The organism is Yersinia ruckeri ATCC 29473 (assembly GCF_000754815.1).
GTDB lineage: Bacteria > Pseudomonadota > Gammaproteobacteria > Enterobacterales > Enterobacteriaceae > Yersinia > Yersinia ruckeri.
In genome coordinates, this window is the sequence record NZ_KN150747.1 from 736,971 (window position 1) to 750,782 (window position 13,812).

The window sequence follows — 13,812 nt, forward strand, 5'->3', positions numbered from 1 at the left end:
TATCTCCTAGATGTTCCCATTTTGATAACGTTAACAACGGCTGTGTGGGTTAATGACGCAACAGTCAAAAGATGTATGAGAAGTGAGCCAGAACCTGGATCGGATCGAGCGGCGTCTGGTGTTCGGAAAGCAGCCAGCCTCGACTGGCTTCAACATCAATCAATACTTGCTTATGGTGGAAGGTCACGCCGGTGCTGAGGCCTGCGCTGCTCTGCCAGCCTTTCTGGCTATGACGAGCCTGCACCCGGCCGGTATCCGCACCCAGACGTGGAGTCATAGTGCTGTTACCGATTGGCATAGTGCGCGATAAAGTATTCTGCAAATACCAGCCGTTATCGCCGGAAAGCGTGCTGCGGCTGAAACCACGCACCGCGCTGCGGTCAGTCAGACTGAGCCATTCCACGCCTGGTAACGGATCATTACTGTGTTGGCCAAAAAAGACATGGCTGAGCTGGTAAGGGTTATCGAACAGTTTGAAACGCTGACTTAAACTGGCAACGACTTTGGCTTTGGTAAATTCGGCATTCGGATAGCCGCTGGATTTCAGGTTATGAGTGCGGTCTGCGCCAAACCAGGTTAACCCTTGCTCTACGCTGGCATTGAGGTTAAGTAAACCGTGGGGAAGAATCTGCATATGGTTCGCACCCAGCTCCAGCACGGTGAGTGTGGGGCTGCTGATACGTAGTTTGGACGACTCAAAATAGTTATTAACATTTTTATAGGTTAATTGGGCAGTCAAGCTGTTAATTTGATCCTGATCGCGATAAAACACATAATCGGTACGTAAGCCATATTGTTTAGTATTACCATCCAGTTTGACGGTATTAATCGCCAAACGCTGATGGTTTAAATATTCTGAAAAGCTGGCAAAACTGCTGAATGTCCATGAGCCGTAAGGCACAGAATACAGCATGGTATAGGCGCGGCTGTAATGCTGCTGTGGATCTTTAAGTGTGCTGCTGATATTCAAACTGACAAAGTCAGATAAACCAAACGGGCTATCTAAACTGGCCGTTGTTTTGGCTAGCCATTCTCCCGTACTCTTCTGACCATAATTATCCAGATTAGCGGCTAATAACCATGATTTGGTATGGATACTATTCAGTTGGATAATTGAGCCACCAGATTTTTCTCCGGGTAGAATATCTAGCTTGGTAGTATTGGATTGCAATCGATTGGCTTGATCTAATCCTTGATCAAGTTGCGATAAATTAAGCGGTTTACCTTCCAGTCCAGGAAATAATAGATCGCTATTAACCCAGTGATCTCCACCGGTTATTTTCTCGATAATACCCTCAGTAATATTTATGCCTAACTCACCATCTTGATTCGGCGGGATAAATTGTACCCGAGCCGTAATGTAGCCTTTCTTGACGTACAACTGAGTCAGTTCATTGGTCAGGCGATTGATGTCGTTACTGCTGATACAGCTATCGGGTAATGCGGTGAGCGATTCCAGATCGCTATTTTTTAACAGCGTAACGCCGCGAAGATAAACGCCGCTAACGGGTAGACATTGGGCTGATACTGGCAATGCCATATGCTGTGCGGAGACCTGTGTATTCAGCAGTTGTTGTTTTTTGAGCTGCTGATAACGACGTTCTTCCATTAATGCTTGAACGGTGCGAGAACTGTCTTGTAATGCCCGGCGAGATTCACTCATTGGTGAAAAACTACCCATATTAGGTAACGTCTCTCCCTGGGAATAGGCACTCAATAGCAACAAAAATGCAGCATATTTTTTTATCATGATATTCCGTTATTAGAAGCAGCCTTACCGGATCAAGGCAAAGATAGGGCTTCTGTCCTTTTTTAAAACGTAGGAACAAAATCGTCTCACCGCAGAATAGGGTTAACTGGACAATAAATTGCGGTACGTCAAAAGTATCTATATTACTTGAGCTAAATGGTGTTTATTTATGAAAAAAGAAAGTGTTTTAGTAATAATTTCAGGGTGGTTTACAGAACAGTTAACTTAGGATGATTATTCTAAGTATTGTTTAAACATAAAATGACTGTCAGTGAGTATCTTTTAATGGCTTCTTATTAAAGGGTAATTTAACTTAATATTAATCCTATTGTGATACCTAAGAAGATTCCTAATACGATTTTCTTTAAGCGGATAATAGGCTAAACGGGAATAACTAACAACCCATGCCAGGGGGAATGTGAAATTTCGTAGAAGGGAGTGAAAGGAAGTGACGTTGGCTATGGTATTGCGTTCGGCATGGCGTCTGAATCTGAGTAGATACCCACGCGTTTCCCAAGATGAAAAAGCGCCGGAAGGTAACCCTCCGGCTGACTGTTATTTATTCAAACAAATTGTGGTGTAGCGTTTTGACCACTTGCTCGGCATCATCGCCTGGAACCAGGAAACATAAATTGTGACTGCTGGCTCCGTAGCAAATCATGCGGATATTGAATGGGTCCAATACGCCGAACACTTCTTTGCCCACGCCGTAGGCTTGAGACAGTTGGTTACCGATAATCGCTACCAGTGCCAGATTTTCCTCCACTTCCACCCGACATAACGAGGATAACTCGGTTAATAACGAAGTGGTCAGCAGGCTGTCGCCGGTAGAAGTCGAACCCGTGGTATCCAATGTCAACGCGACACTGACTTCAGAGGTGGTGATCAAATCAACCGAAATATTGTGGCGGGCCAGAATATTGAACACTTCCGCCAGAAAACCACGAGCATGTAGCATATTTAGACTATGCAGCGTGACCAGCGTTTGTTTACGGCGTAAGGCCAGCGCACGGAAGAGCGGTGGGTTTTCGGTTGTGTTGCAGACCAGTGTTCCACCTGCCGCCGGATCTTTACTGGAACCGACAAATACCGGGATATCGCTGCGTACTGCCGGTAATAACGTGGCAGGGTGTAGCACTTTTGCGCCAAAAGTTGCCATTTCGGCAGCTTCTTCGAAAGCAATTTTATCAATGCGTTGTGCCGCAGGAACGATGCGTGGATCGGTAGTATAGATACCCGGAACATCAGTCCAGATATCAACCCGATCCAAGCTCAGGGCTTCTCCTAGCAGTGCCGCTGTATAATCGCTGCCGCCGCGGCCAAGTGTGGTGGTGCGACCTTTCGATTCACTGCCAATAAAACCTTGGGTGACCACGATGGCTTGGATCAAACGCGGTGCCAACTGGTTTTTAGCCAACTCTGCCAGCGCAACGGTATCGGGTTCGGCTCGACCAAAGCGGTCATTGGTTCGCATCACTTTGCGCACATCAAACCATTCTACAGCAGCGCCACGCTGGCGCAGGATTTCGACAAACAACCGCGTGGACATCATTTCGCCATGGCTGACCAGCTCATCGGTCAACGCGGCAGAAGTGGCCAGACTAGCGGCTTCTGACAGTATGGTCAGGTTTCCCAGTAGACGGTCAATTTCATCGCGGATGGCTGCGGTATCGGTGATCATAGCCAGGATCTCGTACTGAACGCGGCGAATTTCGTCGAGATGGGCAATGCGTGTTTCAGCTTCACAGCCTTCGGCAAGGGCGATCAGCAGATTAGTGATACCGGCAGAAGCAGAAAGGATAACCAGGCGAACTTCCGGATTGGATAGAACGACGTCGGCACTGTGGCTCATGGCGGTATAATCGGCAACACTGGTTCCACCGAATTTTGCGACGACAGTAGCCTGTTGGGGGGTTGCATAAATCATCTAAAAAAACCTCGTGTCAGGATGCCATCGTAGGTGGTCATCAAAATCCATAAGCCTTGGCACAAGGGAAGAGCGGGAGACAGGGAGCACAAGCGTAAGAATACGCTAGGGTACACCCAGAAGCGCTCCACCTTGCTAATCGCTCAATGTGAGCGGTATCGGGTGACAACCCAGGAGATTCAGCCCCTGTAGTCGACGTGGTGATAGCCGAAGTCATCACGTCTCGGCGTCGCTCCCCCTTGAATGCCCTCAGCGGATAACGGCTCCTCCGACATTTTACCTGGGCGACGCACCTCTTCTGGCTTACGCGCTGCGTAAGTAGGCGTCTAGGAATAACGGGTTCTCGGGCGGCTGTCAACGGTGGCACAATGAAGTTTTTTCATCTCTATTGAGAGCGAAGTAACGATGGTGGCGGATTCTGCGGTCAGGGTGAGAGATAGCATTGAGATTATCTATAAAATACATTCGTTCCCAACGATATGACTAATGGTTAACAAGGAATTTTTTTATTCTGCCACCCATTTTTTTCTCCATAAGCACCAGAAAAGGGCAAGTCAACGTGCTGTGGGTGCCCATACATTCTGCATCCACACAAAAGGATTGACGGAAATCCCAGTGCTAAAAAAGTGAAAGAGTACGATTCAGATCAAGAGATAATGCCTATCGCAAGAAAAGAGATCTCAATCACAGGCTAACAGGATACAATTAACGCATTCGTTTCATTATCCTTAAGCCTAGAAGAGCGCCGCTATGAAAAATGTAAATCCTAGTCAAACCGCTGCCTGGAAAGCGTTAGAACAACACTTTGAACAGATGAAAGAGGTGCAAATCCGCGATCTGTTTGCCAAGGACAAGCAGCGTTTTGAGAAATTCTCAGCAACTTTCGATGACCAAATGCTGGTGGATTTCTCAAAAAACCGCATTACCACTGAAACCATGGAAAAATTGCAGGCGCTGGCGAAAGAAACTGATCTGGCTGGTGCGATTAACTCAATGTTTTCCGGTGAAAAAATTAACCGAACCGAAGATCGCGCAGTATTGCACGTTGCTTTGCGTAACCGCAGTAACACCCCCATTCTGGTTGATGGTAAAGATGTCATGCCAGAAGTGAATGCGGTGCTGGCCAAGATGAAACAGTTCTGCGATCGCGTGATTGGCGGTGAGTGGAAAGGGTATACAGGCAAAGCTATTACCGATGTTGTGAACATTGGTATTGGTGGCTCAGATCTCGGCCCTTACATGGTGACGGAAGCACTGCGTCCGTACAAAAATCATCTGAATATGCATTTTGTTTCCAACGTTGACGGCACTCATATGGCCGAGGCGCTGAAACCGCTAAACCCGGAAACCACGTTGTTCCTGGTGGCGTCTAAGACCTTTACCACTCAAGAAACCATGACCAACGCCCACAGCGCCCGTGACTGGTTCCTGGCGACGGCGCAGGATGAAGCGCACGTGGCGAAACATTTCGCTGCACTGTCCACCAATAGTAAAGCCGTTGGCGAGTTTGGTATTGATACTGCGAATATGTTCGAGTTCTGGGATTGGGTCGGTGGACGTTATTCCCTGTGGTCGGCTATTGGCCTGTCGATCGCGCTGTCTGTCGGTTTCGATAACTTTGAGCAACTGCTGAGCGGCGCACATGCGATGGATCGCCACTTTGCCGAAACGCCAGCAGAGAAAAACCTGCCGGTTCTACTGGCGCTGATTGGTATCTGGTATAACAATTTCTTTGGCGCTGAAACTGAAGCTATTCTGCCATACGACCAATATATGCATCGTTTCCCAGCTTACTTCCAGCAGGGCAACATGGAATCCAACGGTAAATATGTTGATCGCAATGGTCATCCGGTTGACTATCAGACTGGCCCGATTATTTGGGGTGAGCCGGGCACCAATGGTCAGCATGCGTTCTATCAGCTGATTCATCAGGGGACGAAACTGGTTCCTTGTGATTTCATCGCGCCAGCAATTAGCCACAATCCATTGAGTGACCACCACGCCAAATTACTGTCTAACTTCTTTGCGCAAACAGAGGCTCTGGCCTTCGGTAAATCACTGGCTGAAGTGGAAGCTGAGTTCGCGGCGGCAGGTAAAACGGCTGAACAAGTGGCTCACGTAGCACCGTTTAAAGTATTTGAAGGCAATCGTCCAACTAACTCCATCTTGCTACGTGAAATTACACCGTTCAGCCTGGGGATGTTAATTGCTCTGTATGAGCATAAAATATTTACCCAGGGAGCCATTCTGAATATCTTCACCTTTGACCAATGGGGTGTCGAGTTGGGTAAACAACTGGCAAACCGTATCTTGCCAGAACTGGCTGATGACGCGGCAGTGACCAGTCATGACAGTTCTACCAATGCGTTGATTAATCGGTTCAAAAACTGGCGTTAAGTCAGGGGAGTTTGCACTCTCTGAATCATGATTATAATTGGCCTCTTACTGGTGTAAGGGGCCTTTTTTCGGTCTGAAAGTAGAAATTTCGTGATGACTTCAGGCTGTTTTTCCTTGTTTTGTGGGAGTCTCTATGGCTAAAAATTCGCGCTCGCAATGGATAGCAAAAAATCTACAACGATTATTAAATGTGGGCTTAATTGCTCTGGCTGCTATTCTGGTGGTCTTTCTGGTTAAAGAAACCTTTCATTTGGGGCAGGTTTTGTTTACCAATAATCAGGAAACCTCTTCCTACAAATTGATTGAAGGGATTGTGATTTACTTCCTTTACTTTGAGTTTATCGCCCTGATAGTGAAGTATTTCGAATCGGGTTATCACTTCCCGCTGCGCTATTTTATCTATATTGGTATTACCGCGATTATTCGACTGATTATTGTCGATCACGAAAATCCGATTGATACGCTGATTTATTCCGCTTCTATCCTACTGCTGGTGGTGACGTTATATCTGGCAAATACCGAACGTTTGAAACGCGAATAAAATAAAAAAGGCGGCCATAAAGGCCGCCGTAAAGACACATTACCAAGAGGCAAGACGAACAAAGTAAGCAGTGGCATGCTTTGTAACCTACAGGTGCAGTCCTCCGACACAGACATCTGCACCTGCAAAACGATTCCTGTTAACCTTTCACTCCACCGGCAGTCAAGCCGCCGACCAACCAGCGTTGTGCCAGCAGAAATACCGCGGTGATAGGAATGGCAGACAAAACGGCCGCCGCCGCGAAGTCGCCCCACAGGTAATTCTGTGGGTTGAGATATTGCTGCATTCCTACCGCCAGAGTGTAGCTATTGACATCCCGTAGCAGCAAGGAGGCTACCGGTACCTCGGTAATAGCCGCAATGAACGACAGGATAAACACCACCGCCAGAATGGGCACTGACAACGGCAGCAGTACCAAGCGGAAGGCTTGCCACGGCGTGGCTCCATCCAGTGCGGCGGCTTCTTCCAGTGAGTTATCGATGGTTTCGAAATAACCCTTGATGGTCCAAACGTGCAGGGCAATCCCACCCATATAGGCAAAGATGACACCACCATGGGTATTCAGGCCGATAAACGGCATGTATTGACCAAGGCGATCAAACAGGGCGTACAAGGCGACCAATGACAATACTGCCGGGAACATCTGGAAAATCAGCATGCTTTTCAGCAAGGTGCTTTTCCCTTTAAAGCGCATACGGGCAAAGGCGTAGGCGCAGGTAGTAGACAGGGAAACAATACCGATGGCGGTGATGACCGCGATTTTGATCGAGTTCCACAACCACAGCATGACCGGGAACGGCGGTGGTGTCACGCTGCCATCCGCGTGAGTCACGCTCATGCCGAGCGCCAGTTTCCAGTGCTCCCACGAGATCTGATCCGGAATCAGGCTACCCGTTGCAAAGTTGCCAGGCCGCAGTGAAATGGCAATCACCATCAGCAGCGGGAACATAATCAGCGCGATAAAGCACAGCATCAAGAAATGCGTGAGTAATAGACGCAAACGTTGGGATTTAGGTTTAACCATAGCCATCTGCCTCTCCTCCTTAGTCAAAATTCATTTTGCTGGCTTTCAAATTGAGGATTGCCAGGGCACCCACCAAGATGAAAATCAGCGTAGCAATCGCTGCTGCGAGGCCAAAGTCTTGTCCACCGCCGCCTTCAAAAGCAATGCGATAGGTATAGTTGACCAGTAAGTCGGTATATCCCGCAGGGGTGGTTGTGCCGATCATATCCGGCCCGCCGTTGGTTAATAACTGGATCAGTACGAAGTTGTTAAAGTTAAAGGCAAAGCTGGCAATCATCAGCGGTATTAACGGCTTAATCAGCAACGGGAAAGTGATCAGGAAGAAATTCTGGAAAGTGCCCGCGCCATCCATTGCCGATGCTTCATACAAATCGTCGGGAATCGCCTTCAGTAGTCCCATGCACAAGATCATCATGTAGGGATAACCCAACCAGGTATTGACGATTAAAATCATACTCTTGGCCGTCAGAGGATCGTTGAACCACTCCGGTTTGATACCAAAGATGTGATTTAACATCAGGTTGATTTCGCCAAAGCTTTGGTTGAATAATCCTTTGAAAATCAGGATAGAAATAAATGATGGCACCGCATAGGGCAGGATCAACATGACGCGGTAAATGGCTTTGCCTTTTAGCGCTTCCCATTGCACGACACAGGCCAGAACCATGCCTACGGCAACAGTAAAGGTTACGCTCAATACCGAGAAAATAATGGTCCAGATAAAGATGGAAATAAACGGCTTTTGAATGCCTTCATCGTGCAGTACTCGCAGGAAATTTTTCCAGCCAATGGTGACGGTAAAACCGGGGCTGAGTTTCTCGTTTTCCCACTGTCCATCAGCATTGACCGCCTGATAAAAACCGACATCGACATTGGGTCGATATTTAACGCCGGTCTGTTGATTAGTCAGTTCTTTGCCATCGGCGGCTAACAGATACAACGGGCTGGTACCGGCGAATTGGCGCAGTGAACTCATCCGCAGTTCACCGCCGTCTGGCAGTACGGCAACCAGTTGATTCAGCGCCTGTCGATTTTGGGTTATAACCCGCAGGGTTGCGCGTTCTGTCGAAATGTCAGCGCTGGCGGGTTCGAGCTTGATTTTTTGTCCTGCCAGCATATCAAAGCTGAAAGGCTCGGAAATAAGCGGTTGTGGGCTATCTGGCGCAGTGAGCTGTAAACGCCATTTATCACCATCAGGATAGAGACCGAAAGTGTAGGTTTTACCGGTCTGAAATTGGCGATCCATCAGGACTGACTGGGCGCGTTCAAATGTTAGCTGGTTAGTGCTGCTGTAGTTGGTAAAAGCAATGGCGATGGTGCAAATCAGCGGGAACAGGACAAACAGTCCCATACCGGCCACACCGGGATAAACGTAGCGCCAGGCGTAAGCACGGCGGTTGGCAAACACGTACAGCCCAAGACTAACCAGAATCAGCGTCACTATGGCAAAAAGGTATTCGCCTCGAGAATACATTAATACGATGAGATAACAGGTAAGCAGACTGAGTAGGCCGATCGCCAGCCATTTCAACGCTTCACTTTGCCACCAGGCGACTTTCTTTTTGCGTCCATAACTCTCGGTTTGGGATAACTGCATAACGGGTCCCTTTTGTGACTATTTTGGCTATTCTGTGGCAGCTACAGTACTGCAATCTGACGTGACTATTGGGTTGAGGGCACGGAATACCGTGCCCTTTCAACAGGCAGAACCGTTACTTGGTAATACGGGTTGCGGCATCGTTTAATGCCGCTTCCACGGTTTGGCGACCATTAATAGCGTTCAATACCGCACTACGAGTGGCATACCAGAATGCCGCCATTTGCGGGATATTTGGCATGATTTCGCCTTTGGTGGCGTTAGCCATGGTTGCGGCGATCTTCGGATCTTTCGCCAACTGCTCCTGGAAGGATTTCAGCGCCACGGCACCCAGCGGCTTGTCTTTATTCACGTCAGCCAAGCCTTGGTCGGTCAGCAGATAGTTTTCAAGGAATTCAGTGGCTAGCTCTTTATTTGGGCTGGCGGCATTGATACCGGCGCTTAATACGCCAACGAAAGGCTTGGATGGCTGGCCATTGAGGGTGGGTAGCAGCGTGACGCCGTAGTTGATTTTGCTCTTGTCGATATTTGACCAGGCCCACGGGCCGTTAATGGTCATCGCGGTCTGGCCTTTATTGAAAGCGGCTTCGGCGATGGAGTAATCCGTATCGGCGTTGATATGTTTGTTTTTCACCAGATCGACAATAAATTGCAGACCGGCTTTCGCCCCAGCGTTGTTGACGCCGACGTCTTTCACGTTATAAATGCCGTTTTCAACTTTAAAGGCATAACCGCCATCGGCAGCGATAACTGGCCAAGTAAAGTAGGGTTCTTGCAGGTTCCACATAATGGCGCTTTTGCCTTTGGCTCGTAGTTTTTTGTCCAGAGCCGGAATTTCTTCCCAGGTTTTTGGCGCGTCTTTGATAATGTCTTTGTTATAGATAAGCGACAAGGCTTCAACGGCGATTGGATAAGCAATCAACTTACCGTTGAAACGCACAGCATCCCAAGTGAACGGGAACAATTTGTCCTGGAACGCTTTAGATGGATGGATCTCGGCCAGTAAGCCGGATTGTGCATAGCCGCCGAAGCGATCATGAGCCCAGAAGATAATGTCAGGGCCATCGCCTGTTGCCGCAACTTGCGGGAATTTTTCTTCCAGTTTATCGGGGTGCTCAATGGTCACTTTAATACCGGTGTCTTTCTCGAATTTTTTTCCCACTTCGGCTAGGCCGTTATAGCCTTTATCACCATTGATCCAGATAACCAGTTTACCTTCTTCAATTTTGGCAAAAGCGGAGGAGGAGAGTACCAACGTTGTCAGCGCGGAAAGCGCTAAGACTCGAGCGGTCTTACCAACGCCGGACTTCATGAAACTGTGAGTCATAATCCAATCCTTTTATCCAATTTTGTGGGTATCGACTTTCGTGTGAATCAATAGCCGCTTAACGGGTAGCCGTGAATCACAATGTGAGGTGGCAGCGGCAGCGTAGTCATCATGTCGGTGCGCTGCAATTTCTGACGCTGCCATATTGGGTCACAATTGGACATAGTCTCATCCTCCCCCCCTCTACGCCCCCGAGCGGGTTATTGTGACTGGGTTAACACTGCGGCCTATTCTGTGGGGTTAGGCACAAAAATACTGGTCGAAATTTGTAAGCAGGATCACGAATTTGTCTTTCGGCTGGAACTTTCACTGGCACGGGTACCTCTCTCATCCTCCCATCTCCTCCCCCATAAAAAACATTGTTACGGATGATTACCAAACGGTGACACTCCCGCACTATCAGCAACATCAATTTTAACTCCAGTTTGCAGGGCCAGAATTATGTTGCCAGCGCGAGCCATTTCTTATCCACCGTGTTATCGGCTTCAACCGATCAGTTTCCGTGACGGAAACGGCGATGGTATGGGGAATAGCAGTATTGAAGCGCTGATTAATTTGCAGCCGTATACTCAGACGGCGACGCCGTCCGAGGCAACCTTGCTATTGGCTTGGCGGCACGGCGCGCAGAGAGAAAGTCATCAGAGTGCTGGGAGTCATCAATGGGTTATACCGGGTTTTGCTTCCGCCATTTTTCTTCAATCTGGTTCACATGAAAAAGCTGTTTGCGCAAGCAAAGGAGTGATGCATGGCTAACGTAACGCTAAAGGGCGTTGATAAGGCCTTTGGTGAGGTCGTGATTTCCAAAGACGTCAATTTGGAAATTGAAGACGGTGAGTTTGTGGTATTTGTCGGCCCATCAGGCTGCGGAAAATCAACGCTACTACGCATGATTGCAGGCCTTGAGGATATTACCGCGGGTGAGTTGCTGATCGGTGGGAAACGGATGAATGAAGTGCCGCCAGCCGAGCGTGGTATCGGCATGGTATTCCAATCCTATGCACTGTATCCCCATCTATCAGTGGCTGAAAATATGTCTTTCGGTCTGAAACTGGCTGGTGCCAAGAAAGCCGAAATCAATCAACGGGTCAATCAGGTGGCGGAAGTGCTGCAACTGGCTCACTTACTCGACCGTCGGCCAAAAGCGCTTTCCGGTGGGCAGCGTCAGCGGGTGGCCATTGGTCGTACGCTGGTGGCAGAACCGGATGTGTTCTTGCTGGATGAGCCGTTATCCAACCTGGATGCTGCCCTGCGGGTGCAGATGCGTATCGAAATTTCCCGCCTACACAAGCGCTTGCAACGCACCATGATTTACGTCACCCACGATCAGGTTGAAGCCATGACGCTGGCCGACAAAATTGTGGTGCTGGATGCCGGTAACGTGGCGCAAGTGGGCAAACCGCTGGAGCTTTATCACTACCCCGCCAACCGTTTTGTCGCCGGTTTTATCGGCTCGCCAAAAATGAATTTCTTACCGGTGAAGGTCACGTCGGTCGAACCTCGTCAGGTGCAAATCGAGCTGCCAAATCGTCAATTGGTCTGGCTACCGGTCGAAGGCGATCGCGTACAGGTCGGAGCCAACATGTCGTTGGGTATTCGGCCAGAGCATCTACTGCCGAGCAGCGAATCGGAAGTCACGCTGGAAGGCCCGATTCAGGTAGTCGAGCAATTGGGCAATGAAACACAGATTCATATCCAAATCCCTGCAATACGTCAGAACCTGGTTTACCGCCAGAACGACGTGGTGCTGGTAGAAGAAGGTGCAACATTCGCTATCGGTCTGCCGCCTTATCGCTGCCATTTGTTCCGTGAAGATGGAACCGCGTGTAAAAGGCTGCACCGAGAGCCTGGCGTTGACTGACTGTGAATGTAAAGCACGCACGCCGTTAGGCAAATAAAACAGGAGATTTTCTGATGACTACTCTGCGCAAGTTACCGATAGCACTGGCTGTTGCCGCTGGTGTCCTTTCAACCCAGGTTATGGCCGTAGATTTCCACGGTTATGCGCGCTCCGGTATCGGTTGGACTGGGAGCGGCGGTGAACAACAATGTTTCAAGGCGACGGGTGCTCAAAGTAAGTACCGTCTGGGTAACGAATGTGAAACCTATGCGGAAATTAAATTAGGCCAGGAGCTGTGGAAAGAAGGGGATAAAAGCTTCTATTTCGACACCAACGTAGCCTATTCCGTATCACAGCGTGATGATTGGGAATCGACCAATCCCGCTTTCCGCGAAGCTAACGTGCAGGGTAAAAATTTGATCGAATGGTTGCCTGGTTCCACCATGTGGGCCGGTAAACGTTTCTATCAACGTCATGATGTTCATATGATCGACTTCTACTACTGGGATATCTCTGGCCCGGGTGCCGGTCTGGAAAATATCGATCTGGGCTTCGGTAAGTTGTCTTTGGCTGCCACTCGTAACTCCGAAGCCGGTGGCTCCAGCGCCTGGATCGACAATCAGCGTAAAGATGCTGAGAAAACTATTAATGATGTATTCGACGTGCGTTTAGCCGGACTGGAAACTAACCCAGGTGGTACGCTTGAATTTGGTGTGGACTACGGTCGTGCCAATACGGCAGAAGGTTACGCATTGGCACAAGATGCCACCAAAGATGGTGTCTTGCTGACGGCGGAACATACTCAAAGTATGTTCGGCGGTTTCAATAAATTCGTGGTTCAGTATGCCACCGACTCAATGACTTCATGGAACAGTGGCCACTCACAGGGTTCTCTGGTGAATAACAACGGCAGTATGCTGCGTATTATTGACCACGGAGCCATTAATCTGGCCGAAAAATGGGACATGATGTATGTAGCCCTATATCAGGATACCAACTGGGATAATAAAAACGGTACCACTTGGTACAGTGTGGGTGTACGTCCAATGTACAAATGGACGCCTATCATGAGTACCTTACTGGAAGCAGGCTACGATAACGTGAAATCCCAACGTACTGGCGACCGTAATGGCCAATACAAACTGACTCTGGCTCAACAGTGGCAGGCCGGGGACAGCATCTGGTCTCGTCCTGCTATCCGTGTCTTCGCAACTTATGCCAACTGGGATGAGAAGTGGGGCTACGACAACGTCAAAGGCAGCTCAGATCTCGGTCTGGCGCAGAACGGCAGCATCGGAACGGATAGCCGTGGTAAAAACAATGAAGTGACCTTTGGCGCGCAATTCGAAGCCTGGTGGTAACAGCAGTGACACAGCCGTCCTTCGGGACGGCTGTTTTGTTTTGATGAAGTG

9 protein-coding genes, 1 pseudogene and 1 riboswitch are annotated in these 13,812 nt (G+C 48.9%); of the genes and pseudogenes, 5 read left to right on the top strand and 5 right to left on the bottom strand.

What is annotated here, in order from left to right; genetic code table 11:
• Positions 1-64 precede the first annotated feature (64 nt).
• Together DJ39_RS03275 and lysC are read right to left on the bottom strand one after the other, a co-directional pair.
• Entirely contained in the window at positions 65-1,750 is a 1,686-nt protein-coding gene (locus DJ39_RS03275; protein WP_004719455.1) for a ShlB/FhaC/HecB family hemolysin secretion/activation protein, read from the bottom strand.
• A gap of 559 nt (positions 1,751-2,309) precedes the next feature.
• Positions 2,310-3,677 carry a lysine-sensitive aspartokinase 3 gene (gene lysC / locus DJ39_RS03280; protein WP_004719452.1) on the bottom strand — a complete coding sequence of 456 codons (1,368 nt, stop codon included), beginning with the start codon at positions 3,675-3,677 and terminating at the stop codon, positions 2,310-2,312.
• Positions 3,678-3,789: 112 nt separating this feature from the next.
• Positions 3,790-3,983: riboswitch (Lysine riboswitch) on the bottom strand.
• Between the two features lie 444 nt (positions 3,984-4,427).
• On the opposite strand from lysC, the gene pgi reads away from it, so the two are divergent.
• Together pgi and psiE are read left to right on the top strand one after the other, a co-directional pair.
• Entirely contained in the window at positions 4,428-6,074 is a 1,647-nt protein-coding gene (pgi, locus tag DJ39_RS03285; RefSeq protein ID WP_004719447.1) for a glucose-6-phosphate isomerase, read from the top strand.
• Positions 6,075-6,207: 133 nt separating this feature from the next.
• Entirely contained in the window at positions 6,208-6,615 is a 408-nt protein-coding gene (psiE, locus tag DJ39_RS03290) for a phosphate-starvation-inducible protein PsiE (protein WP_004719446.1), read from the top strand.
• 139 nt (positions 6,616-6,754) lie between these two features.
• Here psiE and malG read toward each other — a convergent pair whose 3' ends face one another.
• The 3 genes from malG to malE form a co-directional block, all read right to left on the bottom strand.
• On the bottom strand, positions 6,755-7,645 hold the full coding sequence (gene malG, locus DJ39_RS03295; RefSeq protein ID WP_004719443.1) for a maltose ABC transporter permease MalG: 891 nt from the start codon (positions 7,643-7,645) through the stop codon (positions 6,755-6,757).
• Between the two features lie 13 nt (positions 7,646-7,658).
• Entirely contained in the window at positions 7,659-9,236 is a 1,578-nt protein-coding gene (gene malF, locus DJ39_RS03300; RefSeq protein WP_004719441.1) for a maltose ABC transporter permease MalF, read from the bottom strand.
• A 115-nt stretch (positions 9,237-9,351) separates the two neighbouring features.
• On the bottom strand, positions 9,352-10,563 hold the full coding sequence (gene malE / locus DJ39_RS03305) for a maltose/maltodextrin ABC transporter substrate-binding protein MalE (RefSeq protein ID WP_038241260.1): 1,212 nt from the start codon (positions 10,561-10,563) through the stop codon (positions 9,352-9,354).
• Positions 10,564-11,085: 522 nt separating this feature from the next.
• Here malE and DJ39_RS03310 point away from each other — a divergent pair.
• The 3 genes and pseudogenes from DJ39_RS03310 to DJ39_RS03320 all read left to right on the top strand — a co-directional run bounded on the left by DJ39_RS03310 (position 11,086) and on the right by DJ39_RS03320 (position 13,761).
• Positions 11,086-11,305, top strand: a pseudogene (locus DJ39_RS03310) (hypothetical protein).
• A gap of 3 nt (positions 11,306-11,308) precedes the next feature.
• Entirely contained in the window at positions 11,309-12,421 is a 1,113-nt protein-coding gene (gene malK / locus DJ39_RS03315) for a maltose/maltodextrin ABC transporter ATP-binding protein MalK (protein ID WP_038241255.1), read from the top strand.
• A gap of 53 nt (positions 12,422-12,474) precedes the next feature.
• Positions 12,475-13,761, top strand: a complete 1,287-nt coding sequence (locus DJ39_RS03320) for a maltoporin (RefSeq protein ID WP_004719432.1) — start codon at positions 12,475-12,477, stop codon at positions 13,759-13,761.
• Positions 13,762-13,812: the final 51 nt, after the last annotated feature.